The organism is Lachnoclostridium sp. An118 (genome assembly GCF_002160985.1).
GTDB lineage: Bacteria > Bacillota > Clostridia > Lachnospirales > Lachnospiraceae > Claveliimonas > Claveliimonas stercoravium.
Map to the genome: position 1 here is coordinate 68,898 of NZ_NFLQ01000002.1, position 24,753 is coordinate 93,650.

A 24,753-nucleotide genomic window follows, 5' to 3' on the forward strand; every position below is an offset into this window, starting at 1 on the left:
GAAGAAGTATGAAGGAACGCTGGGTTTTGCTGAGGAAAGGAGCGGACTTTGCGGGGATAGGGGAGAGGTTCCACATCAGTCCCCGGCTTGCCTGTCTGATCCGCAACAGGGATATCACAGGGGATAAAAATATCGAGAGCTACCTCTACGGCACTATCGCTGACCTGGAGGACGGCATGCTGATGCGGGATATGGACCGGGCCGTGGAGATCCTGATGGAGAAGGTGCGGGAGGGGGCCGGCATCCGGGTCATCGGGGACTATGACATTGACGGTGTCTGCGCTACCTATATCCTGCTGGAGGGGCTGAAGGGTCTGGGGGCTGTGGTGGACACGGATATCCCGGATCGGATCGCAGACGGGTACGGCCTGAACAGACATCTCATCGACCGGGCCTTTGAGGCGGGGACAGACACCATCGTGACCTGCGACAATGGCATTGCGGCCGCGGAGGAGATTGCTTTTGCAAGAGAGCTGGGGATGACCGTGGTGGTGACAGACCACCATGAGGTCCCTTTTGACGAGGTGGATGGGGGGAAGCGGTATCGCCTTCCTCCGGCGGATGCGGTGGTGGACCCGAAGCGGGCGGACTGCCCCTACCCTTTCAAGGGACTGTGCGGCGCTGCTGTAGCTTACAAGCTGATGGAGGCCCTCTACGAGTCCATGGGCAGGGACTCCTCGGACATCGACTATCTCATGGAGGAGGTGGCATTTGCCACGGTGGGGGATGTGATGGACCTGACAGGGGAGAACCGGATCTTTGTCCGGCAGGGGCTGGAGATGCTCCAGTCCACGACAAATCCGGGGCTGCGCGCGCTCATGGAGTGCACGGGCATTGACCGGAAGTCCGTAGGAACCTATCACATCGGCTTTGTCCTGGGCCCCTGCCTCAATGCCAGCGGCAGGCTGGATACAGCCAAGAGGGCCCTCTCGCTGCTGGCGGCAGAGTCAAAGAAGGAGGCGGACCTGCTGGCCGGGGACCTGAAGGCCCTGAACGACAGCCGCAAGGAGATGACGGAGGAGGCGGTGCGGGAGGCTGTGGAGCAGGTGGAGAACACAGCCTCCGGCCGCCAGCGGGTGTTGGTCCTCTATCTTCCGGGCTGCCACGAGAGCCTGGCCGGCATTGTGGCGGGCAGGGTGCGGGAGCGGTACTGCCGGCCGGCCTTTGTCATCACGGACAGCGGTGAGGAGGGGCTGGCCAAGGGCTCCGGCCGGTCCATCGAGGCCTACCACATGTACGAGGAGCTGAACAAGTGCCGGGACCTGTTCGTGAGGTTCGGAGGCCACAGGCTGGCCGCAGGTCTCACCCTGGAGAAGAAGAACATCGAGAAGTTCCGTCAGGATATCAATGCGGTCTGCACGCTGACTGAGACGGACATGACGGAGAAGGTGTCCATTGACATGCAGATGCCCTTCTCCTGCGTGACGGAGGAGCTGCTGGAGGAGCTAAAGCTTTTGGAGCCCTTTGGAAAGGGAAATACGAAGCCTGTGTTCGCAGAGAAAAATGTCTCCGTTGTCTCCTGCCGCCTCATCGGAAAAAACAGAAACATGCTGAGATTCCGGCTCCGGGACGGGGGCGGCACGGACATGGATGCCGTGTATTTCGGGGACGCCGGGGAATTCCTCGAGGAGGTGGAGGCAAAGTACGGCCGGGCCGTGAGAGAAGGCTTTTTTGAGGGGGGATACCGCCGGATCCGCCTTTCTGTGACCTATTACCCGGGAGTGAACGAGTATATGGGGCGAAAAACCATGCAGATTGTCATGACTCACTATCAAATTGTTTGAAAAAGCAGAAAATAGATGATATACTAAAGAATGACATTTTATCGACAGTTGGTCTGAAGGAGGCAGTTTAGATGAAGCCAATAGAAGAATACGTGGTCAGTATACCGGATTTTCCCGAGCAGGGGGTCGTTTTCAGAGATGTGACCAGCGTACTCCAGGATGCGGAGGGTCTGCATTTAGCCATTGACCTGATGCAGGAGAAGCTGGGGGGGATAGAGTTTGACGTGGTGGCAGGGCCTGAGTCCAGGGGATTTATTTTCGGGGTGCCCATTGCCTACAATCTGCGGAAGCCTTTTGTGCCGGTGCGAAAGAAGGGCAAGCTTCCCCGGGAGACCGTATCCATCGAGTACGAGCTGGAGTACGGGACTGCCTCCCTTGAGATGCACAAGGACTCTATAAAGCCCGGGCAGAAGGTAGTCATCATCGACGACCTGATCGCCACCGGAGGGACCACGGAGGCTATCATCAAGCTGATCGAGGGGATGGGCGGCGAAGTCGTAAGGATCATTTTCCTCATGGAGCTTGCCGGCCTCAAGGGCCGGGAGAGGCTGAAGGACTATGACCTGGACGCTGTGATCACCTACCCCGGAAACTGACAGGCTGCAGGAACAGGCAGACAGAGCGGGGAATAACCTGGAAAAGGAGGAGGGAACTGATATGGCAGTTATGACCTATGAATCGGACAATAAAAACCGTATTGCGCCCGAATCTATCATGGAAAATCAGATGCTTGGGCTTGAGATCGTGGACGGGCACGCGGTGAAATCCCCGGAGGATTACCAGGACCCGGAGCAGCTCTACCAGATGCTTATCGCCCGCATCCGCAAATATCATCCTTCCACGGATGTCTCCATGATAGAGAAGGCGTTTGATCTGGCAAAGGAAGCTCATAACGGACAGTGCAGGAAATCCGGTGAGCCCTATATCATACATCCCCTCTGGGTGGCCATTATCCTGGCGGACCTGGAGATGGATAAGGAGACCATTGTGGCGGGGATGCTCCACGACGTGGTGGAGGATACTGCCGTGACGGACGAGCAGATCCGGCAGGAGTTCGGCGAGGAGGTGGCCCTCCTGGTGGATGGCGTCACCAAGCTGGGACAGCTGTCCTACTCCTCGGATAAGCTGGAGGTGCAGGCAGAAAATCTGCGCAAGATGTTCCTGGCCATGGCAAAGGACATCCGTGTCATCATCATCAAGCTCGCGGACCGGCTGCACAATATGCGGACCCTCCAGTTCATGCGCCCGGAGAAGCAGAAGGAGAAGGCAAGGGAGACCATGGACATCTATGCGCCCATTGCCCAGCGGCTCGGTATCTCCAAGATAAAGACGGAGCTGGATGACCTGGCGCTCAAGTACTCCCAGCCGGATGTATTCTATGACCTGGTGGACCAGATAAACGCCAGGAAGACGGAGAGGGAGGAGTTTGTCCAGCAGATCGTGGAGGAGGTCTCCCGGCACATCAAAAATGCGGGCATCCGTGCCGAGGTGAACGGACGGGTGAAGCATTTCTTCAGTATATATAAGAAGATGGTGAACCAGGATAAGACCGTGGACCAGATCTACGACCTCTTTGCGGTGCGCATCATTGTGGATTCTGTGAAGGACTGCTATGCGGCCCTGGGAGTGATCCACGAGATGTACACACCCATCCCCGGCAGGTTCAAGGACTACATCGCTATGCCGAAGGCCAACATGTACCAGTCCCTCCACACCACCCTCATGAGCTCCGTAGGGCAGCCCTTTGAGATACAGATCCGTACCCAGGAGATGCACAAGACGGCTGAGTACGGTATCGCCGCCCACTGGAAGTACAAGGAGTCCAATGACGGGAAGAAGAATGTGAAGGCCCAGGAGGAGGAGAAGCTGAACTGGCTGCGCCAGATCCTGGAGTGGCAGAGAGACATGTCGGACAACAGGGAATTCCTCAGCATGCTCAAGGGCGACCTGGATCTCTTTGCGGAGGATGTCTACTGTTTTACGCCGGGCGGAGATGTGAAGAGCCTGCCAAACGGCTCTACGCCGGTGGACTTTGCCTACGCCATCCACAGTGCGGTGGGAAATAAGATGGTGGGGGCCAGGGTCAATGGCAAGCTGGTGAATATCGACTATAAGATACAGAACGGTGACAGGATAGAGATACTCACCTCCCAGAATTCCAGGGGCCCCAGCAGGGACTGGCTGAACATTGTCAAGAGCACCCAGGCCAAGAACAAGATCAACCAGTGGTTTAAGAAGGAGTTCAAGGAGGACAATATCGTCCGGGGCAAGGAGCTTATTGCCAGCTACTGCAAGACGAAGTCTATCAACCTGGCCAATATCGTGAAGCCCAAGTACCAGGAAGTTGTCCAGAAGAAGTACGGCTTCCGGGACTGGGATTCCGTTCTGGCAGCCATCGGCCACGGGGGCCTGAAGGAGGGCCAGGTGGTGAACCGGCTCATGGAGGAGTACAGCAAGGAGCACAAGCAGGAGCTCACTGACGAGGTGGTGCTGGAGAAGGTGGCCGAGGCCTCCAGGAACAAGGTGCACATTGCCAAGTCAAAGAGCGGCATCGTGGTGAAGGGCATTGACGACATGGCAGTCCGCTTCTCCAGGTGCTGTAATCCAGTGCCGGGAGATGAGATCGTTGGTTTTGTCACCAGGGGAAGAGGGCTCTCCATCCACAGGACGGACTGCGTCAATATGCTCCATCTGACGGATGCGGAGCGGGCCCGCCTCATCGACGTGGAGTGGGAGAGCGAGGTGGCCGAGGAAGAGGGCGGCCAGTATCTTGCGGAGATCAAGATGTACGCCTATGACCGGCAGGGACTCCTCATGGAGATTTCCAAGATATTTACCGAGGCAAAGCTGGATGTGAAGTCCCTGAACGTGCGCACCAGCAAGAAGGGGACTGCCACCATCGAGGCGGGCTTCATCGTCCACGGCAGGGAGGAGCTGGCTGATGTGTCCAAAAAACTGCGGCAGCTGGACGGTATCATCGATATCGAGCGCGCCGCAGGCTAGAAAAACGCTGTAATGGTTGAGAGGTAAAGACGCGATATGAAAATAGAAAAATTTGTCACAGGCATCATCAGCACAAACTGCTATCTTGCCATCAATGAGGAGACAAAACAGACCGTTGTCATCGACCCGGCGGCCTGCCCATCCTATCTGATGGGGCATATAAAAAGTGAAGGGCTTCAGGTGGAGGCCATCCTCCTGACTCACGGACATTTTGACCATATCATGGGGATAGATGGGTTCCGGGAGGAATTCCCCGTCCCGGTGTATGTGCATGAGGGGGACAAGGAGACCCTTCTGGACCCGGCCCTGAACTTGTCGATCAGCTACACGAGCGGCTACACCTTTGACGGGGCGGATTTCATTCGTGATGGACAGAGGCTGGAGCTGGCGGGATTTTCCTTCCGGGTCATCCACACGCCCGGGCACACGCCCGGCGGAGTCTGCTACTATGTGGAGAGTGAGGGCGTGCTGTTCAGCGGCGACACCCTTTTCCAGAACTCAGTGGGACGCACGGATTTCCCGAACAGCAGCACCTCAGACCTCATTCGCTCCCTTCGGGAGAAGGTCATGCAGCTCCCGGACGATGTGAAGGTGTATCCAGGACATATGGGGGAGACGACCATCGGGCACGAGAGGAAAAATAATCCGTTCATTTAACACAATTTTGCGCAATTCCGGACGTAATACTTTTAAAAAGTATTACGTCCGGAATTGCGTCAACCCCTGCGGTATTGTGCGTCGTGTTTGGAACAATAGCTACAATAGGAAGGATGGACATACAACATCATGATTTTTTTGAGCTGTAGCAGCGATATGTATACATACAACACCTATCACCTTGCAAAAGCATTTTTCCCGGAGGAGGAAATGCAACAAAATGTGTCAGAGGAGATGGAGGATGTCTTCCGGTTGACCTTCCCTGACGGTCGGGTGTTTGCGGTAAAAGCGGGAGATATCCCGGAGGGAACGGACCGGAGCAGAAAGAAATATGCAGTGGATGCGGCCCTCTATAAGGCCTGCCGGGAGTATACGGGAAGGGACCTTGCCTGGGGTATCCTGACTGGGGTGCGCCCCACAAAGATCGCTATGCAGAAGCTGGAGCAGGGGATGGATGAGGACTCCTTTGTGCGGTGGTTCCAGGAGGATTCTTTTGTGAGCCGGGGGAAGGCTGTCCTGGCCTGGCAGGTTGCCGGGAGGGAGAAAAAGATCCTGGAACAGCTGGATTACCGGGATGGCTACAGCCTCTATGTGGGCATTCCCTTCTGCCCCTCTGTGTGCAGCTACTGTTCCTTCAGCTCCGGACCTATTGACTATTGGAGGGACTCTGTGGAGGACTATCTTAAAGCCCTGATGAAAGAGCTCTCCTGGATCGGGGAGAGGGCTGCGGAGAGGGGGAAAAGGCTGAACACCATTTACATCGGCGGAGGCACCCCCACCACCCTTGAAGAGGGCCAGCTGGAGAGGCTTCTCTCCCACATAGACCGCTGCTTTTCCCGGGAGTCTCTTCTTGAGTACACTGTGGAGGCGGGGCGGCCGGACAGCATTACGGAGGGCAAGCTGAAGGCCCTCAAGGGGCACGGGATCACACGCATCTCCATCAATCCCCAGACCATGCAGCAGAGGACCCTGGATCTCATCGGAAGGGGCCACACCGCGGAGGAGATAGAGGACAGCTTCCATATGGCAAGGAGCCTGGGCTTTGACAACATCAACATGGACCTCATTGCCGGGCTTCCCAAAGAGACCGCCGCCGACATGGCGGACACTCTGGAGAAGATAGGGGCCCTGGGGCCGGACAGCCTCACAGTCCACTCCCTCGCCATCAAGCGGGCAGCAAAAATGGGGCAGGAGAAGAGCTCCACAGGCAGCATCGCGGCTCTGGCCGGTGACCCGGCGGTGATGGCCAGGGAGCTCTCGGCCATGATAGAGGAGGCGTACAGGGCGGCGGAGAGTATGGGGCTTTCCCCATATTACCTGTACCGGCAGAAGAACATTGCCGGCAATTTTGAAAATGTTGGCTTTGCAAAGGTTGACAAAGCAGGAATTTACAATATACTTATTATGGAAGAAAAGCAGTCCATCATTGCTGCCGGGGCAGGATCCTCCACAAAGATCCTGCTGGATGAGCCCATCCTTGTTCCGGGCAGCAGACATGGAAGAAAGACAACGCTTGTGCGGGTGGAGAATGTGAAGAACATCCGGGAGTACATCGCCCGCATTGATGAAATGATAAATCGAAAAGGAGAATGGTTATGGCGCTGAAGAAAAAGCCGGTCACGGGCATGAAGGACATCCTGCCCCGTGAAATGGAAATCAGGGACTATGTGATCCAGATGATCAAAGACACCTACAAGACCTATGGATTTATGTCCATGGAGACCCCCTGTGTGGAGCATATCGAGAACCTCTGCAGCAAGCAGGGAGGGGACAACGAAAAGCTGATCTTCAAGATCCTGAAAAGAGGAGAGAAGCTGAAGATAAAGGAAGCCCAGGAGGAGATGGATGTGGTGGACGGAGGTCTGCGCTACGACCTGACAGTCCCTCTTGCCCGGTACTATTCCAATCACTCCAACGAGCTCCCGTCCCCCTTCAAGGCTCTGCAGATCGGAAATGTATGGCGGGCTGACCGCCCCCAGAAGGGACGCTTCCGCCAGTTCGTGCAGTGCGATATCGATATCCTCGGGGAGGCCGGCAACCTGGCTGAGATCGAGCTCATCCTTGCAACCACGGCCATGCTTGGAAAGATGGGCTTTGAAAATTTCACAGTCTGCATCAATGACCGGAATATCCTAAAGGCCATGGCAGCTTACAGTGGCTTCGCCGAGAAGGATTACGACGAGGTCTTCATCATCCTGGACAAGATGGACAAAATAGGTCCCGAGGCAGTGGGACAGGAGCTGATGGAGCTGGGCTATACAAAGGAAAATGTGGACACCTACCTGGGGCTCTTTGACGAGACGCCCGGGGATGTCAGCGGTATCCGTTTCCTGAAGGAGAAGCTGGGCGGCTACCTGAGCGATGAGACGGCAGAGAGCATGGAGATGATCATGTCCAGCGTGGAGTCTGCACGGGAGGCGGAGTTTAAGATCCGCTTCACGCCTACTATGGTGCGTGGACAGTCCTACTACACAGGCACCATCTTCGAGGTGGTCATGGACGACTTCGGCGGTTCCGTGGCAGGCGGAGGCCGTTACGACAGGATGATCGGGAAATTTACAGGGCAGGATACACCGGCCTGCGGATTTTCCATCGGATTTGAGCGCATCGTCATGCTACTCCTTGAGAACGGCTACCAGGTTCCTTCAAAAGGAGAGAAAAAGGCATATCTCATGGAGAAGAACATGCCGAAAGAAGGCGTGCTCAAGGTGCTGTCCAAGGCAAAAGAGGACAGGAAGGCCGGAAAGCAGGTGCTGGTGGCCAACATGAAGAAAAATAAAAAGTTCCAGAAGGAGCAGCTCATGGAAGAGGGCTACGGTACTATCGTGGACTGCTATGCGGACTCAGTGGAGAAGCTGTAGACGAAGAAATGTGCAGGAATAAATAAAAAGGAGAAGAGAGAAAATGGCAGAGTCAATGCAGGGCTTAAAGAGGACCCACCGCTGCGGTGAGCTGTCTGCCGCCAATATTGGCGAGACAGTCACTGTCATGGGCTGGGTGCAGAAGAACAGGAACAAGGGAGGTCTCGACTTTGTGGATGTGAGAGACCGCTCTGGTATCATACAGGCCGTGTTCGAGGAGGGCAAGACAGACAGCGCTCTTCTTGAGAAGGCGACAAGGCTCCGGGCGGAGTATGTGGTGGCCGTCGTGGGAAAGGTGGAGAGGCGCCAGGGAGCTGTCAACACCAATATTTCCACCGGTGAGATCGAGATCATCCCGGAGGAGCTGCGGGTGCTGTCCGAGGCAGAGACCCCTCCGTTCCAGGTGGAGGAGAACTCGAAGACAAAGGAGGAGGTGCGCCTGAAATACCGCTATCTGGACCTGCGCAGGCCGGATATGCAGCGAAACCTTCTCATGAGGAGCCGGGTGGCCACGCTGACCCGCCAGTTCCTCGCGGATGAAGGTTTCCTTGAGATCGAGACACCGGTGCTGGTGGGGAGTACACCGGAGGGGGCCAGGGACTATCTTGTGCCCAGCCGTATCCACCACGGGCATTTCTATGCGCTGCCCCAGTCTCCCCAGCTCTTCAAACAGCTCCTCATGTGCTCCGGCTGTGACCGCTATTTCCAGCTGGCAAAATGCTTCCGGGACGAGGACCTGCGGGCTGACCGTCAGCCGGAGTTCACACAGATCGACATGGAGCTCTCCTTCGTGGATGTGGATGACGTCATCGATGTAAATGAGCGCCTTCTGGAAAAGCTGTTCCGGGAGATCCTCGGCGTGGAGGTTTCCCTTCCGATCCCCAGGATGACCTGGCAGGAGGCTATGGACCGCTATGGCTCGGACAAGCCGGATATCCGCTTCGGCATGGAGCTGCATGACGTGACAGAGACGGTAAAGGACAGCGAGTTTGCCGTGTTTAAGGGAGCGATCGAGAGCGGCGGCACGGTCCGGGGTATCAACGCCAAGGGACAGGGTGGCCTGCCGAGAAAGAAGATCGACAAGCTGGTATCTTTTGCAAAGGATTTCGGCGCCAAGGGACTTGCCTACATCGCCATCCAGGAGGATGGGACTGTGAAATCCTCCTTCGCCAAATTCATGACAGAGGAGGAGATGCAGGCACTCATCGGGGCTATGGAAGGAGAAAGCGGAGACCTGCTCCTCTTTGCGGCTGATAAAAACAAGGTTGTCTGGGATGTGCTGGGCAATCTGAGGCTGGAGCTGGCCCGCCAGATGGAGCTGCTGGACAAGAATGAGTACAAGTTCATCTGGATCACAGAGTTCCCCCTCCTTGAGTGGAGCGAGGAGGAGAACCGCTTCACAGCAATGCACCACCCATTTACCATGCCTATGGAGGAGGACCTCCAGTATATTGACAGCGACCCCGGCAGAGTGCGGGCAAAGGCCTACGACATTGTGCTGAATGGAAATGAGATCGGCGGCGGAAGCGTCCGTATCTTTAACCCGGAGATACAGAGCAAGATGTTTGAGGTGCTTGGCTTCACACCGGAGAGGGCACAGGAGCAGTTCGGCTTCCTCCTGACCGCCTTCAAGTACGGCGTCCCGCCCCATGCAGGGCTGGCTTACGGTCTGGACCGCCTTGTCATGCTCATGGCAAAGCAGGACAGCATCCGTGATGTGATCGCCTTCCCGAAGGTGAAGGATGCTTCGGACCTCATGACAGAGGCCCCCACGCCGGTGGACCAGAAGCAGCTGGATGAGCTTGGTCTGGCTGTTGTGGAAGAGGAAGAGGGCCAGTAGACTGACAGCTGGATGATAGAAGCTATGGAATAAAAGGGACATCTCCTGACGGGGGATGTCTCTTTTGTACATATGAAGCTCCCCGCTCGTAGCCCGGCTCCGGCCTGCGAGGACAATTTATCAGAAAAGCATCTGGATATAAAAGCGTTTATATGTTATGATCCGTTTACAGTGGCAGAGAAGAGGGGACTTGAACCAACACAGCGCCAAAAGAAAAGCGCTGAAGCCAGTGCAAATACCAGCTTCAACGCTTCCTGAAAAGAGAGCGACAGACGGGGCTCGAACCCGCGACCCCGACCTTGGCAAGGTCGTACTCTACCAACTGAGCCACTGTCGCATTTGTTTTTGCGTTCCTCAGAACAAAAAATAATATACTATATGAGAGAAGAAATGTCAATACTTTTTTTGAAAATCAGACAACCGAAAATCAGCTTCGGCTGCATGCTGTTTTTCTGCGCGAGCATGGGAGGAGAGGAGTGCTTATGATCTATATTACGGGAGATACTCATGGTGACTGGATGAGCAGATTGAATACAAATGCTTTCCCGGAACAAAAGAGTATGACGAAACAGGACTATGTGATCATCTGCGGGGATTTCGGGATTTGGAATGACACAAAGCAGGAAAAACATAATCTGGACCTTCGGCGGCGCAGGCAGCCATGACATCCGAGACGGCATTTTAGAAAAGGATGACCCCAGGGTCAAGAAATGGAGATATGATCATGAAAAGATGTTCAGGATAAACCATATGTCCTGGTGGAAGGAAGGATTGCCATCTGAAGACGAAATGGAAGAAGGGCGCAGGAATTTAGCAAGTACAGAAAATAAGGTGGACTTTATCGTGACTCATTGCGGTGCTGCCAGCAGTATATTATTGTATTCTCTGGGTGGATATAAACCGGATATCCTTAAAAAGTGGTTTATGGGGCACTACCACGATAACTATGCCGTTAATGATAAAGAAATCATCATATATGAACAGATTGTCAGGATCGCGTAAAAGTGAGTGTTTAAAAAGCAGTCATCAGCCATTCTCCGCAAGATCGGTCGATGGCTTTTTGCGAAAACCAAAAAAAGAAAAGCGTTGGAACCGGCATAAATATCAGGCTTCAACGCTTTTGGATGAGAGCGACAGACGGGGCTCGAACCCGCGACCCCGACCTTGGCAAGGTCGTACTCTACCAACTGAGCCACTGTCGCATTTCTCTGAGTTGTTTTCTCAGAACAAAAAATAATATACTATACATTTGAAGGAATGTCAACAACATTTTAAAAAAAATTTTTTTCTGGAGACAACGGACAGATTATGATATACTTTACCCCATGATACAGAAGAAAGGAGAGAAGGCATGGAGACACAAAAGACGATCAGGGCGGCGCTCCTTGGGTGCGGGACAGTAGGGGGCGGCGTGTACAAACTCCTTAACAGAAGAAAAGAGGAACTTGCGGACAAGACGGGCGCCTCTCTCGAGATAAGCGCTGTGCTTGTCCACAATATCAATAAAAGGCGGGAGGGTGTGGACCCTTCACTGCTGACGGATGACTTTGAGAGGATCGCGGGCGACCCGTCTATTGACATCGTGATAGAGGTCATGGGAGGCATAGAGCCGGCCAGGACTATGATCCTGCGCTCCCTTCGGGCAGGGAAAAACGTGGTGACAGCCAACAAGGATCTGATAGCCGTGCATGGGACGGAGCTGCTGGACGCGGCGAGGGAAAACGGCGTGGATCTTCTGTTCGAGGCGGCTGTGGCCGGGGGGATTCCCGTAATCAGACCGCTAAAGCAGTGTCTGGCCGCCAATGAGCTCTCCGATGTGGTGGGTATCGTCAACGGGACGACCAACTATATCCTGACCAGGATGTTTGAAGAGAACATGGACTTTGGTGAAGCGCTTGAAGGGGCAAAGGAGCTGGGCTATGCCGAGGCAGACCCAACGGCGGACATTGAGGGGCTGGATGCGGGGCGCAAGATGGCGATCCTCGCCTCCACGGCCTTCCACTCCCCGGTGGTCTTTGACGATGTGTACACGGAGGGCATCACAAAAATCTCTTCCAGCGATATAAAATATGCCAAGGAATTTGACTGCGTCATCAAGCTCCTGGGAATCGCGAGGGAGAGGCAGGAACAGATCGAGGTCTATGTGTGTCCCATGCTGATCCCGGCGGAGCATCCCCTTGCCACGGTCAGAGGGTCCTTTAATGCGGTCTTTGTACACGGGGACGCAGTGGACGATGTCATGTTTTACGGGCGCGGAGCCGGAGAGCTGCCCACTGCCAGCGCTGTGGCCGGTGACGTCATCGATGTGATGCGGAACATGGAGTACGGATGCACAGGGAGGATTGGCTGCGGCTGCTACAGAGCTGTGCCTGTGAAGCAGTTCAGGGATGTGAAGAATAAGTTTTTTATCCGCATGCAGGTGACCAATCGCCCCGGAGTCCTGGCGGCCATTGCGGGAGAGCTGGGCAGTCATAAGGTGAGCATCTCCAAGGTGGTGCAGAAGGTGATCACAAAGGAAAGCGCGGAGCTCGTCATCGTCACGGAGGATGTGAAGGAATACCATATGAGCGAGGCTCTGGAGGATTTGAAGAAGCTGGAGCCGGTGCGTGAGATCAGCAGCGTGATACGGAGCTGCTGAAAGCCGCGTTGGTCCTGCCGGAGGGCCTTTCCGGCACAAACTTTCCTTCCCGGCATTGCCCTGGAGCAGAAAGTGTGTTACAATGACCCGGTAAACAATCAAACAGACGAAGCAGAGTAGGAAGATGTGCGTTAAGTGCCGGATGGACGGGGAGTTGCCAGCCGGACGAAAAGCAAGAGTGCTTGCGGTGCATATTCCGCATCCCGCTGCTACACATAGACAGAAAATACCTGCTTATGGGTAGCTTTAAGGACTACTTCGAAAGGAGGTATTTTTTTATGAAAAGAATGAGACAGTTATTTGCGGACTCTCTTCGGGAGCTGCAGGATGTGAGGAAGCTCTCGGTGATGGCCATGATGCTTGCCCTTGCGGTCGTACTGGGCTTTTATGCCACTGTGCAGGTGGGAGATTTCCTTAAGGTGGGATTTGCCTTTATCCCCAATGAGCTGACAGGCATGCTCTTTGGGCCGGCGGCGGGGGGACTCCTGGCGGCCCTGGCGGATATAGCAAAATACCTGGTCAAGCCGGTGGGGGCATTTTTTCCGGGATTTACAGTGAGCGCCCTCCTGGGCGGCGTGATCTACGGGACGGTGCTCTACAAGCGCCCTCTCAGCCTAAAGAGAGTCATCGCGGCAAATGCGCTGGTGACGGTGTTTGTCAATCTGCTCCTCAACACGTACTGGCTCACCGTGCTCTACGGAAGTGCCTTCGGGGCCCTTCTCCCGGCCAGGATCATGAAGGAGGCAGTCCTCCTTCCCATAGATATCCTGCTCTACTATACCATTGCCAGAGTGCTGGGGCGGGCGAGAGTGTTCCACGGACTGCAGGGAGCGGCCAGATAGAGAAAGGATGATCACATGCAGGAAAAACTCCCCCTTGGTTTTCTGTTCAAACAGATCAACAATGTATATGAGAAAGAGGTCAACAACAGCCTCCGCGCTCTGGGCATCACAGCGTCCCAGTGCGCGGTGCTGGACTATCTGTTCCACAGCCGGAAAGAAGAGATCAACCAGAAGGATGTGGAGCGGGCCCTCAGCCTCAAAAATCCGACAGTGACCGGGCTTTTAAAACGCCTGGACGAGAAGGGGTACATCCTGATCGTTCCCAGCGCAAAGGACAGGCGCTGCAAGAAGATATACCTGACCGAGAAGGCCTACGATATCCGCCGGAGGATGGAGGCTGACCGGAAAAAGGTGGACAAGAGGCTGACCATAGGAATGACAAAAAAAGAGGTGCAGGCATTGAGAAAAATGCTGGACAAGGTGCTCTACAACGTGGCTGATCCCTGAGGGGATGAGCCGCTTTTTTTTGTGGTGGCAAGGCGAGAGGACTGTCGATAAAACTTATCAATACAAATATTGAAACCCGTTCTCATTTGTGGTATATTGATTAAAGCAAATGATGATCAATTTCAAAAAAGGAGGAGCCTATGCCGGTTGAAGTGATCTCATATCTCCTGTCAGAAGGTGACCGGGAGCAAAGACTCAGGTCGCAGCTTGTATTACAGTGTGCCCCCTTCCTGAAGGGGATCAAGGCCGCCGCCATCATCAATCTGTCGTCCCGGGCAGGTGAGATGCTCGGGAGGGTGCTGGCCGGGACGGAGATATCCTACAGGGTGCTGGCCGCAGGAGACAAGAGATGGCTTGTGTTCCTGTACAGGAGAGTGACCTTTGAGCGGCATATACGCCGCCGGGAAAATGTGGATTTCCTGGCGGGATTCGGATACAGGGAGGGCCCCGCCGAGGCGATGCTGGACAGGCTCGCCGAGAGGATAGGCATGTATGCCGGACAGGAGACTGTCTTTCCTCACGAGATCGGCGTTTTCCTGGACTATCCCCTGGCCGATGTGGAGGGGTTCATCCGGAATGCCGGAAGAGATTATCTGCTGTCAGGCTACTGGAAGGTATACCACGACCCGGACAGGGCCAGGGAGCTGTTCCGGGCCTATGACAGGGCCAGGGACTGTGCGGTGAGGGAACTCCTCCAGGGAAAAGGGATGAGCGAGATCGCTGTCCGGGCGGCCTGACGAACTTTAAAAGGATAAGGAGGACACAAAGAATATGAGCATAGCAGTTGTATACTGGAGCGGTACAGGAAACACACAGGCCATGGCGGAGGCGGTTGTCAGAGGCATTGTGAAAGGAGGGGCCGAGGCGGAGCTTCTGCCTGTCGCTCAGGCGGACCCGGCAAAAGTCGCGGCCGGGGATGTGTTTGCCCTGGGATGCCCGTCTATGGGAGCTGAGGAGCTGGAGGAGTCCGAGATGGAACCCTTTGTGCAGGCCCTGGAGGGCCTGGTGTCCGGAAAGAAGGTCCTTCTCTTTGGCTCCTACGGCTGGGGCGATGGAGAGTGGATGCGCACCTGGGAGGAGCGGATGAAGGAAGCCGGAGCCACGCTCATCGGCGGCCAGGGCGTGATCGCCAACGAGGCCCCCGACGGGGAGGCGGTTGAAGCGTGTGAGAAGGCCGGGGAGGCCCTGGCGGAAGCGGCGAAATAGAGGCCCGGCAGACAGCCCGGCAGAAAGGAGAGCGGACATGAGCGTTGTCATCATAGGCGGAAATGAGAGGATGGAATGTCAGTACAGGGAGATATGCAGGAAATATAAATGTAAAGCAAAGGTATTTACCAGGATGGCCGGCAATCTGAAGACTCAGATCGGGCAGCCGGACCTCATCATCCTGTTCACATCCACCGTGGCCCACAAGATGGTCCACTGTGCGCTCAGGGAAGCGCAGCGCCATGACGTGCGTGTGGAGCGGTCTCACAGCGCCAGCGCCAGCGCGCTGGACGGGATCCTGAGGGAGTGCCTGGGCTAGCTGTATGACGGCCGGCGCGGGGCCGGGGAAAGAGAACGAGAGGGAAGCAGTGGGAGAGCTTCCCTTTTTTGTGTGGCGGAAACAGGCCAAAGGCCGGTCCTGTCCGAGCCCCTGGCGATCGCTGTTCGTGGTTGAAGAAGAGCCCCTGAACTGCTATAATACTCATAGTGTACGCAAATGTCAGTCTGTGGTCAGACAGGCCGTACAGACAAAAAATGCGGAGGATAACGGAGGAGAATATGAGTTACGCAGATCAGGTATTTATCCATATGTGCCGGGATATCATAGACAACGGCACCAGCACGGAGGGAGAGAAGGTGCGTCCTGTGTGGGAGGACGGGACTCCGGCATACACCATCAAAAAATTCGGAGTGGTAAACAGGTATGACCTGTCCAGGGAATTCCCGGCCATGACTCTGCGCCGGACAGCCATCAAGAGCTGCACCGACGAGCTTTTGTGGATCTGGCAGAGAAAATCCAATAATATCCACGAGCTCCACTCCCATATCTGGGACAGCTGGGCGGATGAAAACGGTTCTATTGGAAAGGCCTACGGCTATCAGATGCAGGTGAAGCACCAGTATAAGGAGGGGATGATGGACCAGGTGGACCGGGTCATCTACGACCTGAAGCACAACCCCTACAGCAGGCGCATCATGACCAACATGTATGTGCACCAGGATCTACATGAGATGGGGCTCTATCCCTGCGCCTACAGCATGACCTTCAATGTGACGAGGGAAAAGGACAGTGACAGGCTCACCCTGAACGGGATCCTGAACCAGCGCTCCCAGGACGTGCTGACGGCGAACAACTGGAATGTGTGCCAGTACGCGGTCCTGCTCCACATGCTGGCGCAGGTGTGCGACATGAAGGTGGGAGAGCTTGTCCATGTGATCGCGGACGCCCACATCTACGACAGGCATATCCCCATGGTGGAGGAGCTGATCGCCAGGGAGCCCCTCCCGGCGCCGGAGTTCTGGCTCAACCCGGAGGTGAAGGACTTCTATGATTTCACACCGGATGATGTGAAGCTCATCGGCTACAACACCCATGAGCAGATCAAAAATATACCGGTAGCTATATAAAACAGGGGAGAAAATAAGGAGGATGCTATGAATCTGATCGTAAATGCAGATAAGAACTGGGCCATTGGCAAGGACAACAGGCTGCTTGTCAGTATCCCGCAGGATATGAAATTTTTCCGTGAGACGACCACAGGAAAGGTGGTGGTCATGGGGAGAAAGACGCTGGAGAGCTTTCCCGGCGGCCAGCCGCTGAAGAAACGGACCAACATCGTGCTCACCTCTGACCGGAGCTACCAGGCGGGGGAGGCTGTCATCGTCCACTCCATGGAGGAGCTCATGGAGGAACTGGAAAAATATCCCCGGGAGGATATTTTTGTCATCGGAGGGGAGAGCATCTACAGGAGCCTGCTCCCCTGGTGCAGGAAGGCCTATGTGACGCGGACGGACCACGCCTACGACGCGGACACCTGGTTCCCGGACCTGGACGCGGACCCGGAGTGGCGGATGACAAAGACGAGCGACGAGCAGACCTATTTTGACCTGGAATACTATTTCACTGTCTACGAAAGGATTGCCGGAGGAAAATGAGGATCTTGAGCATTACTGCGCAGAAGCCGGACAGCACCGGAAGCGGCGTCTACCTCACGGAGGTGGTGAGGGAGCTCTCCCGGCAGGGGCATGAGCAGGCGGTGCTGGCCGGAGTGTACCGGGAGGATGTGGTACGCCTGCCCGAGGGAGTGGGATTTTTTCCCGTCCTTTTCCGCTCGGAGGAGCTGCCCTTCGCCATTCCCGGGATGTCCGACAGGATGCCCTACGAGAGCACGGTCTACAGTGACATGGACGAGGGGATGACAGAGACCTACATGCGAGTCTTCCGAAGAAAGATCCGGGAGGCGGTGCGGAGCTTTCGACCGGACCTGGTCCTCTGCCACCATCTGTACCTGGTGACGGCCCTTACAAGGGACTGCGTCAGGGATGTCCCTGTCTTTGGGTTCTGTCACAATACGGACCTGCGGCAGATGAAAAAGCACGGCCTCCAAAGGGAGCTTATCCGCAGCCGCGTCGGGGAGCTGGACGGCATCTTTGCCCTCCATCAGGAGCAGAAAAAAGAAATCATTGAGCTGTACCCGGCAGAGGAGAGCCGGGTATATATTGCCGGGACGGGATACAATGACCGGGTTTTCTTCCCCAGGGGGGAAAAACCCGCCGCAGACCCTGTGCGGCTTGTCTTTGCGGGTAAGGTGAGCAGGGAAAAAGGCGTGCCAAGCCTGATCCGCAGCCTGGGGCTGGTGGATGCAAAGGGGAAGAGCCTTCAGCTTGCCGTGGCCGGAGGGAACGGGGATGAGAAGGAGCTGGGCAGGATACGCGCGCTGGCGGAGGACTGTCCCTGGCCGGTCAGCTTTACCGGAAGGCTGCCCCAGGAGAAGCTGGCGGAGGTGTACAATGAAAGCCATGTCTTTGTGCTGCCCTCCTTCTATGAGGGCCTGCCCCTGACTGTCATGGAGGCGCTGGCCTGCGGCTGCCGGGTGATAGTCACGGACCTGCCGGGCATCCGTCCCTTTATGGAGACATACGTGCCCTGCGCACCTGTTTCCTATGTGAGGCCGCCCCGGATGCGGGATACAGACCAGCCCCTCGGGGAGGACCTGCCGGCCTTTGAGAGGGAGCTGGCAGAGAAGATAGGGGAGTGCGCCTGCGCAGGCCCGGTACCCACCCCGGACCTTACACAGATTTCCTGGAAGGCGGTCTGCGGCAGGATACTGGAGGCCGCGGAGGGAGGCTGCGGCGGAGCGGCCGGAGCACGGGGACATAGAGACAGATAAGCCAGAAAATACAGCTCTGCCAGAGCAGAGGAGAGGAGGACGGGCGTGTTTATCGACCTGCACATGCACGAGATGCGCAATTCCGGCGACAGCTTCCTTCCACTGGAAGAGATCGTTGAGATCGCAAAGAAAAAAGGATTGGATGCTATCTGTATCACAGACCATGACAGCATGGATATACGGGATTTTGCGCAGGAGTATTCAAGGAAGACGGGCTTTCCCATTTTTGTGGGGATCGAGTTTTATTCCCTCCAGGGAGACATCATTGCCTACGGTGTCAGGGACTACCCCAGGGAGCGGGTCAGCGCCCAGGAGTTTATCGACCTTGTGAGGGAGCAGGGGGGCGTCTGCTACAGCGCCCACCCCTTCCGCAATAACAGAAGAGGGATGGAAGAGCACCTGGACGAGGTGACCGGACTGTCCGGCATAGAGGTGCTCAACGGCAGCACCCACCGAGACGCCTGCCTGACGGCGGCGGCCTACGCGAGGAGGCTGGACCTGATACCTGTGGGGGCCAGCGACTGCCATGTGCCGGAGAAGGTGGGAGTCTGCGCCACCTATTTCCCCATGGAGATACGGTCCGAGGAGGACCTGGTGAGGGCCTTTAAGACCGGCGGCATGAAGCCGGCCTACTATGAGGATGGGGCTTACCACATCGTGGACATCGATGCGCCGGAGTCAGAGTTTCCGGATGAAGTGTGGATGAAGAAGCGATAAAAATGATATGAAAAAGGATAAAAAAGTCAGTTGACAGTTGACAGGTATATCAACTATAATAAGAGAAATTATCTGAATAAATGCAGTGACAAGGAGGAGTACATAGATACCGGAAGCAAAGAGAGGAGATGGATGGTGGAAATCTCCGTGACGGATGTATGGAAGTAGCCTTCGAGCAGTGGACCGAACCCGGGCAGTGAGCTCTGTACAGCTGCAGTATACAGAGTGTTTCCGTACCTGGCAGTAGGCTCCAACGGTATTCCCCCGTTACGGGAAGCGGTATCGGAGTATCCGGCGCGGCAGAGCGCGGAGATGTTCCCGTACTGGCAGAGTGCAGAGATGAGAGGTCTCTGAATTTAGGTGGTAACACGGATGGATATTCGCCCTAAGCGTTTTGGCTTAGGGCTTCTTTATTCTATACTCCGTGTTTATAACGGTCATCAAGGAGGTATAGTATGAAAAAAATTTCTGGAAACAAACTGCTTGTGAAAGCGCTGAAGGAGGAGGGAGTGGACACCATCTTCGGCTATCCCGGCGCCTGTACGATCGATATCAGTGATGAGCTCTATAAACAGGACTACACCAGGGTGATACTGCCCCGCCAGGAGGTGGCTCTCGTCCACGAGGCGGATGCCTACGCCCGATCCACGGGAAAGGTGGGAGTATGCCTGGTGACCAGCGGCCCCGGCGCCACGAACCTGGTGACGGGACTTGCCACGGCAAACTACGACAGCGTTCCTCTTGTGTGCTTTACAGGACAGGTGGCAAGGCATCTCATAGGAAATGACGCCTTCCAGGAGGTGGATATCGTGGGCATCACAAGGAGCATCACGAAGTACGGCGTCACAGTGCGCAACAGGGAGGACCTGGGAAGGATCATAAAGGAAGCCTTCTACATCGCCAGGACAGGACGTCCCGGCCCGGTACTCGTGGACCTGCCCAAGGACGTGATGGGAGAGCTGGGAAGTGCCGAGTACCCTTCTGAGGTCAATATAAGGGGCTACAAGCCCAATACCCACGTACATATCGGCCAGCTCAAGAGAGCCATCAAGATGCTCTCCAAGGCGGAGAGACCTCTGTTCCTGGCGGGCGGGGGCGTAAACATCGCTCACGCCGGTGAAGCCTTCACAGAGCTGGTGGAGAAGACAAGGGTTCCTGTGGTGACCACAGTCATGGGACGGGGCGCACTTCCCACAGGTCATCCCCTCTTTGTTGGCAACCTGGGCATGCACGGTGCCTATGCGGCCAACATGGCCGTGGACTCCTGCGACCTGCTCTTCTCCATTGGCACAAGGTTCAATGACAGGATCACGGGAAAGCTCCACTCCTTTGCTCCGAAGGCCAAGATCGTCCACATTGACATCGACACCTCCGCCATCTCCAGGAACGTGCAGGTGGATATCCCCATCGTGGCCGATGCAGGGGAGGCTATCGACAAGATGCTGGAGTATGTGGAGCCCTGTGAGACGAAGGAGTGGCAGGAGCAGATACAGGGGTGGAAGGAAGAGCATCCTCTGACTATGAAGAAAAAGCCCGTCATGACACCCAAGGATATCCTGGATACCATCAACGAGATGTTCGAGGAGGCTATTGTGGTGACCGACGTGGGGCAGCATCAGATGTTCACCTCCCAGTTCCTTGAGATGACCCCCAGGAAGCAGCTCCTCATGTCCGGCGGTTTGGGGACCATGGGCTACGGCCTCCCCGGTGCCATCGGAGCCAAGATAGGCAATCCGGACAAGACCGTCATCTCCATATCCGGGGACGGCGGCATGCAGATGAATATCCAGGAGCTGGCAACGGCTGTGCTGGAGGAGCTGCCCATCATAAGCTGTGTCTTCAACAACAGCGTGCTGGGCATGGTGCGCCAGTGGCAGAAGCTCTTCTACGGCAAGCGCTACTCCATGACCTGCCTGCGCTCCGGAGCGGCCTGCCGGGGGAAATGCGGCGAGGTGGAGTGCCCGCCCTACACGCCTGACTTTGTGAAGCTGGCGGAGAGCTACGGGGCAAAAGGCATCCGGGTGACGAAGAAGGAGGAGATACGCCCTGCCTTCGAGGAGGCTGCAAAGAGCAAAAAGACCCCTTATATCATCGAGTTCCTCATTGACCCGGAGGACCTGGTATATCCCATGATCCAGCCCGGCGGAACACTGAAGGAAATGATCATGGACTGCTAGAAAGGAGGAGAGTAGAATGAGCAATGGAATGAAAAAAAGATGGATATCCCTTTACGTGGAGAACCAGGTGGGTGTTCTCTCGAAAATTTCAGGACTTTTCTCCGCAAAGTCCTACAATATGGACAGTCTGACCGTGGGGACCACGGAGGACCCCACCGTGTCCAGGATGACGATTGCCACGGTCAGCGACGACGAGACCTTCGAGCAGATCAAGAAGCAGCTCAACCGGCTGGTGGAGGTCATCAAGGTCATAGATTTTACAGACATTTTTGTCAGGATGAAGGAAATCCTGTATATAAAGGTGAAAAACTGCAGCGCTGAGGACAAGGTGGAGGCCTTCCAGATCGCGGAGACCTTCAAGGCAAAGGTCATCGATTACGGAAAGGACAGCCTTCTTTTGGAGTTCGTGCAGACAGCTACTAAAAATGATGCCGTGATCAAGCTCATGAAGGAGGAGTTCAGGAGCATTGAGGTGGTGCGTGGAGGAAGCGTGGGGATCGAGTCCATCAGTATGATGGAGAGGTAGCCCCTGCCTGGGTTTGCGAGGCGTTCAGAGCGCTCTCTGAAATTGGATGCAAAAAAACAGAGCGCACTCTTGAATTTTGCGGATGACCGTACTATAATGAAAAAAGATCAAGAAGATAAGCATTGACCAATAAAACACAGAACGGGGGAATTATCCATGGAAAAAAAGAATATCGACTGGTCTAATCTCGGATTTGCCTACATGCAGACCGATAAGAGATACGTTTCCAACTATAAGGATGGAGCCTGGGATGAGGGTACACTGACATCCGACGCAAATATCGTGCTCAACGAGTGTGCCTGTGTCCTCCAGTACGCGCAGACATGCTTTGAAGGACTGAAGGCCTACACGACGGAGGACGGACATATCGTTACTTTCCGCCCGGATCTGAACGCACAGAGGATGGCGGCCTCCGCCCAGAGACTGGAGATGCCGGTATTCCCGGAGGACCGCTTTGTTGAGGCTGTCCACAAAGTAGTAGAGGCGAATGCGGCCTACGTTCCGCCCTACGGATCAGGAGCTACTTTATATATCCGGCCCTACATGTTCGGCTCAAACGCCGTCATCGGAGTAAAGCCGGCTGAGGAGTATCAGTTCCGCGTGTTCACCACGCCGGTAGGACCCTACTTCAAGGGCGGTGCAAAGCCGATCACCATCCGCGTGTGTGACTACGACAGGGCGGCTCCCCACGGGACAGGCCATGTGAAAGCCGGCCTGAACTATGCCATGAGCCTGTACGCCATCGTTGACGCCCACGAGAAGGGCTTTGACGAGAACATGTATCTGGACTCAGCCACAAGGACGAAGGTGGAGGAGACAGGAGGGGCAAACTTCCTCTTCGTGACAAAGGATAACACGGTCGTTACGCCCAAGTCCCCGACGATCCTTCCGTCCATCACAAGGCGCTCCCTTCTCTATGTGGCAGAGCACTACCTGGGACTGAAGACTGAGGAGAGAGAGGTCTATATGGACGAGGTCAAGGATTTTGCAGAGTGCGGCCTTTGCGGAACGGCGGCAGTCATCTCCCCGGTCGGAAAGATCGTGGACCACGACAGGGAAATCTGCTTCCCCAGCGGCATGGAGAAGATGGGACCGGTCATCCAGAAGCTGTACGACACGCTGACAGGCATCCAGATGGGTCACATCGAGGCTCCGGAGGGATGGATACACAAGATCTGCTAACAGAGCTGACAGAAAGACACTGTGAGGATACAAAATCCCCGCAGTGTCTTTTTTTGGTGGTGCGCCCGGCAGGCATTGAGCGGCTGTCCCGCTATTTGATATCCCTTTTCCGGAAGCTAGCGGCTCCCAGTACGGCAGGTACGAGAAGGAAGCAGAAGCCCACCAGGGCGGCCCGCATAAGAGTTCCCCTGTCCGGGTCCTGGGTGAGAGCGGTCATGCACATGTCCGGCAGGTAGTCTGACAGAGTGACTGTCCTGTCGAGAAAATGGTGGATGAGCATCTCGCCGAGAGTGACCAGGAGGGAGGTGAATTCCAGGAAGCAGATGTTGGCGGCCAGAGAGCCTCCGCTTTGCCGGATCAGGATGCTGAACATGACAAAGAGGGACACGTAGGAGGCGCCCAGCAGCAGTTCCAGAGCTCCTTTCAGCAGCAGCTGGGAAGCATAGGAGCCGGACACATCCCCGAAGCCCCACAGTGCGGTGGCGGTCAAAGTGGCGGCCAGGACAAACACCAGGGTAAAGAGGATGGAGGCCAGGATGCCTACAAGCAGCTTGGACAGATAGATCTTCAGCCGGCTGTAATTCCGGGAGGCGATGATCTTGACTGTCCCGTTGTTGAACTCCCTCCCGACAAAGAGAGAGATGAGGACAGACATGAGCAGCGTGGTGTTGCCGGCGAAGAAGGTCAGTAGCTGGCCGGAGGCACTGAGCTGGTCGTGGCCTGTGGGAATGCCCTCCACGGACACATTCATGCCCGCGTCGTCGAGGGCGGCCTGCTCCTGGGAGAGCTGGGCTTCCATGGAGTCCCCGGCCAGCTTGTAGGTGAAGTCCAGCAGATAGACAGTGCCGACAGCCAGGAGGATGTTGATGAACAGCAGTATCCAGAAATACTTTGCCTTTCTCAGTTTAAAAATGTCGCTTCTTATTAAATTTAACATGCCTGTTTCCCTCCGATCCTGCTTAAAAAGTAGTCTTCCAGATCAATGTCCTGGCGGCCGGTCCCCGCGCACCTGCGCCACAGATCCTCCTCTGTGAACTCCTCGATCAGCTTCCCGTGGTGGATGATGCCGTAGCGGGTGGCAAATTTGGACAGTTCTCCAAGGATGTGGCTGGATACGAGGACTGTGATGCCTTTTTCCTGGTTCAGCTTCAAGATCAGGTCCCGGACCTCCTTCATGCCCTCCGGGTCCAGGCCGTTGGTGGGCTCATCCAGGATGAGGAGCTCCGGGTCCCCTATGAGCGCGATGGCGATGGCCAGGCGCTGTTTCATGCCGAGCGAGAAGTTCCTGCACTTTTTCTTCCCTGTATGAGTCAGACCGACCAGCTTGAGCAGGTCCTCTGTGTGGGAGAAATCGTGGAGCCCCTGGAGCTTGGAGAAAGCGACGATGTTCTCCCGGGCGGTCATGCCGGGATAGAAGGCCGGCGCCTCGATGACTGTGCCGATCCTGCGGCGCCCCTCCAGGAGACTGCCGTTCCCGAAGAGCTGGATGCTGCCGTCGCTGGGGGCGGCAAGGCCGGTCACCATGCGGATGAGAGTTGTCTTTCCGGCTCCGTTTTTTCCGATAAATCCGTAGATGTCCCCCTTATATATGGTCATGGACAGATTTTCTACAACGGCTCGGTGGCCGTAGCGTTTTGTGAGGTGGTTTGTCTTTAAGATCACTTGTTCCATGTGTGTGCCTCCTTCTTTTAGATTGTATTTGT

Annotated in this window: 24 protein-coding genes, 2 tRNA genes, 1 riboswitch and 1 other annotated feature; of the genes, 22 read left to right on the forward strand and 4 right to left on the reverse strand. The window is 55.7% G+C overall.

Annotation, left to right across the window (positions count from 1 at the left end; translation table 11 throughout):
- Positions 1–8: 8 nt before the first annotated feature.
- From recJ to aspS, 7 genes are all read left to right on the forward strand, one after another.
- Complete coding sequence (recJ, locus tag B5E62_RS02045) at positions 9–1,784, forward strand: single-stranded-DNA-specific exonuclease RecJ (protein WP_087173098.1); 1,776 nt, start codon at positions 9–11, stop codon at positions 1,782–1,784.
- Between the two features lie 71 nt (positions 1,785–1,855).
- Entirely contained in the window at positions 1,856–2,380 is a 525-nt protein-coding gene (locus B5E62_RS02050; RefSeq protein WP_087173099.1) for an adenine phosphoribosyltransferase, read from the forward strand.
- Between the two features lie 118 nt (positions 2,381–2,498).
- Positions 2,499–4,787 carry a RelA/SpoT family protein gene (locus tag B5E62_RS02055; protein ID WP_242957696.1) on the forward strand — a complete coding sequence of 763 codons (2,289 nt, stop codon included), beginning with the start codon at positions 2,499–2,501 and terminating at the stop codon, positions 4,785–4,787.
- A 36-nt stretch (positions 4,788–4,823) separates the two neighbouring features.
- On the forward strand, positions 4,824–5,444 hold the full coding sequence (locus B5E62_RS02060; protein ID WP_087173101.1) for an MBL fold metallo-hydrolase: 621 nt from the start codon (positions 4,824–4,826) through the stop codon (positions 5,442–5,444).
- Positions 5,445–5,573: 129 nt separating this feature from the next.
- The gene (gene hemZ, locus B5E62_RS02065; protein WP_087173102.1) at positions 5,574–7,049 is read left to right on the forward strand and encodes a coproporphyrinogen dehydrogenase HemZ; all 1,476 of its coding nucleotides are present in this window, start codon (positions 5,574–5,576) and stop codon (positions 7,047–7,049) included.
- Positions 7,034–8,305 carry a histidine--tRNA ligase gene (hisS, locus tag B5E62_RS02070; RefSeq protein ID WP_087173103.1) on the forward strand — a complete coding sequence of 424 codons (1,272 nt, stop codon included), beginning with the start codon at positions 7,034–7,036 and terminating at the stop codon, positions 8,303–8,305. Before hemZ ends, hisS begins: the two co-directional genes overlap by 16 nt.
- Before the next feature lie 43 nt (positions 8,306–8,348).
- On the forward strand, positions 8,349–10,145 hold the full coding sequence (gene aspS / locus B5E62_RS02075) for an aspartate--tRNA ligase (RefSeq protein ID WP_087173104.1): 1,797 nt from the start codon (positions 8,349–8,351) through the stop codon (positions 10,143–10,145).
- Positions 10,146–10,409: 264 nt separating this feature from the next.
- On the opposite strand, the gene B5E62_RS02080 is transcribed toward aspS, so the two are convergent.
- Positions 10,410–10,482: transfer RNA gene (locus B5E62_RS02080), tRNA-Gly, on the reverse strand.
- 145 nt (positions 10,483–10,627) lie between these two features.
- Here B5E62_RS02080 and B5E62_RS17190 point away from each other — a divergent pair.
- Positions 10,628–10,810 (forward strand): metallophosphoesterase, encoded by a 183-nt coding sequence (locus tag B5E62_RS17190; protein WP_242957686.1) that lies wholly within the window; start codon positions 10,628–10,630, stop codon positions 10,808–10,810.
- Complete coding sequence (locus tag B5E62_RS02085; protein WP_242957687.1) at positions 10,755–11,147, forward strand: hypothetical protein; 393 nt, start codon at positions 10,755–10,757, stop codon at positions 11,145–11,147. Before B5E62_RS17190 ends, B5E62_RS02085 begins: the two co-directional genes overlap by 56 nt.
- 127 nt (positions 11,148–11,274) lie before the next feature.
- Here B5E62_RS02085 and B5E62_RS02090 read toward each other — a convergent pair.
- Positions 11,275–11,347, reverse strand: a tRNA-Gly gene (locus tag B5E62_RS02090).
- 149 nt (positions 11,348–11,496) lie between these two features.
- On the opposite strand from B5E62_RS02090, the gene B5E62_RS02095 reads away from it, so the two are divergent.
- The 13 genes from B5E62_RS02095 to B5E62_RS02155 all read left to right on the forward strand — a co-directional run bounded on the left by B5E62_RS02095 (position 11,497) and on the right by B5E62_RS02155 (position 23,050).
- Positions 11,497–12,783, forward strand: a complete 1,287-nt coding sequence (locus tag B5E62_RS02095; RefSeq protein ID WP_087173105.1) for a homoserine dehydrogenase — start codon at positions 11,497–11,499, stop codon at positions 12,781–12,783.
- Between the two features lie 110 nt (positions 12,784–12,893).
- A riboswitch (THF riboswitch) is annotated at positions 12,894–12,994 on the forward strand.
- A 67-nt stretch (positions 12,995–13,061) separates the two neighbouring features.
- Complete coding sequence (locus tag B5E62_RS02100) at positions 13,062–13,625, forward strand: folate family ECF transporter S component (protein WP_087173106.1); 564 nt, start codon at positions 13,062–13,064, stop codon at positions 13,623–13,625.
- Between the two features lie 15 nt (positions 13,626–13,640).
- The gene (locus tag B5E62_RS02105; protein WP_087173107.1) at positions 13,641–14,072 is read left to right on the forward strand and encodes a MarR family winged helix-turn-helix transcriptional regulator; all 432 of its coding nucleotides are present in this window, start codon (positions 13,641–13,643) and stop codon (positions 14,070–14,072) included.
- Positions 14,073–14,212: 140 nt separating this feature from the next.
- Entirely contained in the window at positions 14,213–14,809 is a 597-nt protein-coding gene (locus tag B5E62_RS02110; RefSeq protein ID WP_087173108.1) for a DUF3793 family protein, read from the forward strand.
- A 34-nt stretch (positions 14,810–14,843) separates the two neighbouring features.
- The gene (locus B5E62_RS02115; protein WP_087173109.1) at positions 14,844–15,278 is read left to right on the forward strand and encodes a flavodoxin; all 435 of its coding nucleotides are present in this window, start codon (positions 14,844–14,846) and stop codon (positions 15,276–15,278) included.
- Positions 15,279–15,315: 37 nt separating this feature from the next.
- Positions 15,316–15,597, forward strand: a complete 282-nt coding sequence (locus tag B5E62_RS02120) for a DUF2325 domain-containing protein (protein ID WP_087173110.1) — start codon at positions 15,316–15,318, stop codon at positions 15,595–15,597.
- A 239-nt stretch (positions 15,598–15,836) separates the two neighbouring features.
- On the forward strand, positions 15,837–16,685 hold the full coding sequence (thyA, locus tag B5E62_RS02125; RefSeq protein WP_087173111.1) for a thymidylate synthase: 849 nt from the start codon (positions 15,837–15,839) through the stop codon (positions 16,683–16,685).
- 27 nt (positions 16,686–16,712) lie between these two features.
- Entirely contained in the window at positions 16,713–17,213 is a 501-nt protein-coding gene (locus B5E62_RS02130) for a dihydrofolate reductase (RefSeq protein ID WP_087173112.1), read from the forward strand.
- Complete coding sequence (locus B5E62_RS02135) at positions 17,210–18,448, forward strand: glycosyltransferase family 4 protein (RefSeq protein WP_087173113.1); 1,239 nt, start codon at positions 17,210–17,212, stop codon at positions 18,446–18,448. Before B5E62_RS02130 ends, B5E62_RS02135 begins: the two co-directional genes overlap by 4 nt.
- 45 nt (positions 18,449–18,493) lie before the next feature.
- The gene (locus B5E62_RS02140; protein ID WP_087173114.1) at positions 18,494–19,165 is read left to right on the forward strand and encodes a PHP-associated domain-containing protein; all 672 of its coding nucleotides are present in this window, start codon (positions 18,494–18,496) and stop codon (positions 19,163–19,165) included.
- A 76-nt stretch (positions 19,166–19,241) separates the two neighbouring features.
- Positions 19,242–19,556 (forward strand) — a binding site (T-box leader).
- A gap of 64 nt (positions 19,557–19,620) precedes the next feature.
- Positions 19,621–21,342, forward strand: coding sequence for a biosynthetic-type acetolactate synthase large subunit (ilvB, locus tag B5E62_RS02145; RefSeq protein WP_087173115.1), 1,722 nt, complete (start codon positions 19,621–19,623; stop codon positions 21,340–21,342).
- A gap of 16 nt (positions 21,343–21,358) precedes the next feature.
- The gene (gene ilvN / locus B5E62_RS02150; RefSeq protein ID WP_087173116.1) at positions 21,359–21,868 is read left to right on the forward strand and encodes an acetolactate synthase small subunit; all 510 of its coding nucleotides are present in this window, start codon (positions 21,359–21,361) and stop codon (positions 21,866–21,868) included.
- 156 nt (positions 21,869–22,024) lie between these two features.
- Positions 22,025–23,050: a branched-chain amino acid aminotransferase gene (locus B5E62_RS02155; protein WP_087173117.1), complete on the forward strand. Its 1,026-nt coding sequence runs from the start codon at positions 22,025–22,027 to the stop codon at positions 23,048–23,050.
- A gap of 91 nt (positions 23,051–23,141) precedes the next feature.
- On the opposite strand, the gene B5E62_RS02160 is transcribed toward B5E62_RS02155, so the two are convergent.
- Entirely contained in the window at positions 23,142–23,987 is an 846-nt protein-coding gene (locus B5E62_RS02160) for an ABC transporter permease subunit (RefSeq protein ID WP_087173118.1), read from the reverse strand.
- Complete coding sequence (locus B5E62_RS02165; RefSeq protein WP_242957688.1) at positions 23,981–24,721, reverse strand: ABC transporter ATP-binding protein; 741 nt, start codon at positions 24,719–24,721, stop codon at positions 23,981–23,983. The genes B5E62_RS02160 and B5E62_RS02165 overlap by 7 nt, the downstream gene beginning before the upstream one ends.
- Positions 24,722–24,753: the final 32 nt, after the last annotated feature.

What these genes read in the sequence shown, in the direction of transcription:
- B5E62_RS02155 (WP_087173117.1), top strand. Translation starts at nt 22,025, where the DNA reads ATGGAAAAAAAGAATATCGACTGGTCTAATCTCGGATTTGCCTACATG.
- B5E62_RS02095 (WP_087173105.1), top strand. Translation starts at nt 11,497, where the DNA reads ATGGAGACACAAAAGACGATCAGGGCGGCGCTCCTTGGGTGCGGGACA.
- B5E62_RS02115 (WP_087173109.1), top strand. Translation starts at nt 14,844, where the DNA reads ATGAGCATAGCAGTTGTATACTGGAGCGGTACAGGAAACACACAGGCC.
- B5E62_RS02085 (WP_242957687.1), top strand. Translation starts at nt 10,755, where the DNA reads ATGACACAAAGCAGGAAAAACATAATCTGGACCTTCGGCGGCGCAGGC.
- ilvB (WP_087173115.1), top strand. Translation starts at nt 19,621, where the DNA reads ATGAAAAAAATTTCTGGAAACAAACTGCTTGTGAAAGCGCTGAAGGAG.
- B5E62_RS02100 (WP_087173106.1), top strand. Translation starts at nt 13,062, where the DNA reads ATGAAAAGAATGAGACAGTTATTTGCGGACTCTCTTCGGGAGCTGCAG.
- B5E62_RS02055 (WP_242957696.1), top strand. Translation starts at nt 2,499, where the DNA reads ATGGAAAATCAGATGCTTGGGCTTGAGATCGTGGACGGGCACGCGGTG.
- B5E62_RS02120 (WP_087173110.1), top strand. Translation starts at nt 15,316, where the DNA reads ATGAGCGTTGTCATCATAGGCGGAAATGAGAGGATGGAATGTCAGTAC.
- thyA (WP_087173111.1), top strand. Translation starts at nt 15,837, where the DNA reads ATGAGTTACGCAGATCAGGTATTTATCCATATGTGCCGGGATATCATA.
- recJ (WP_087173098.1), top strand. Translation starts at nt 9, where the DNA reads ATGAAGGAACGCTGGGTTTTGCTGAGGAAAGGAGCGGACTTTGCGGGG.
- ilvN (WP_087173116.1), top strand. Translation starts at nt 21,359, where the DNA reads ATGAGCAATGGAATGAAAAAAAGATGGATATCCCTTTACGTGGAGAAC.
- B5E62_RS02165 (WP_242957688.1), bottom strand. Translation starts at nt 24,721, where the DNA reads ATGGAACAAGTGATCTTAAAGACAAACCACCTCACAAAACGCTACGGC.
- B5E62_RS02160 (WP_087173118.1), bottom strand. Translation starts at nt 23,987, where the DNA reads ATGTTAAATTTAATAAGAAGCGACATTTTTAAACTGAGAAAGGCAAAG.
- B5E62_RS02050 (WP_087173099.1), top strand. Translation starts at nt 1,856, where the DNA reads ATGAAGCCAATAGAAGAATACGTGGTCAGTATACCGGATTTTCCCGAG.
- B5E62_RS02130 (WP_087173112.1), top strand. Translation starts at nt 16,713, where the DNA reads ATGAATCTGATCGTAAATGCAGATAAGAACTGGGCCATTGGCAAGGAC.
- hemZ (WP_087173102.1), top strand. Translation starts at nt 5,574, where the DNA reads ATGATTTTTTTGAGCTGTAGCAGCGATATGTATACATACAACACCTAT.
- B5E62_RS02135 (WP_087173113.1), top strand. Translation starts at nt 17,210, where the DNA reads ATGAGGATCTTGAGCATTACTGCGCAGAAGCCGGACAGCACCGGAAGC.
- B5E62_RS02105 (WP_087173107.1), top strand. Translation starts at nt 13,641, where the DNA reads ATGCAGGAAAAACTCCCCCTTGGTTTTCTGTTCAAACAGATCAACAAT.
- B5E62_RS02060 (WP_087173101.1), top strand. Translation starts at nt 4,824, where the DNA reads ATGAAAATAGAAAAATTTGTCACAGGCATCATCAGCACAAACTGCTAT.
- aspS (WP_087173104.1), top strand. Translation starts at nt 8,349, where the DNA reads ATGGCAGAGTCAATGCAGGGCTTAAAGAGGACCCACCGCTGCGGTGAG.
- B5E62_RS17190 (WP_242957686.1), top strand. Translation starts at nt 10,628, where the DNA reads ATGATCTATATTACGGGAGATACTCATGGTGACTGGATGAGCAGATTG.
- hisS (WP_087173103.1), top strand. Translation starts at nt 7,034, where the DNA reads ATGGTTATGGCGCTGAAGAAAAAGCCGGTCACGGGCATGAAGGACATC.
- B5E62_RS02110 (WP_087173108.1), top strand. Translation starts at nt 14,213, where the DNA reads ATGCCGGTTGAAGTGATCTCATATCTCCTGTCAGAAGGTGACCGGGAG.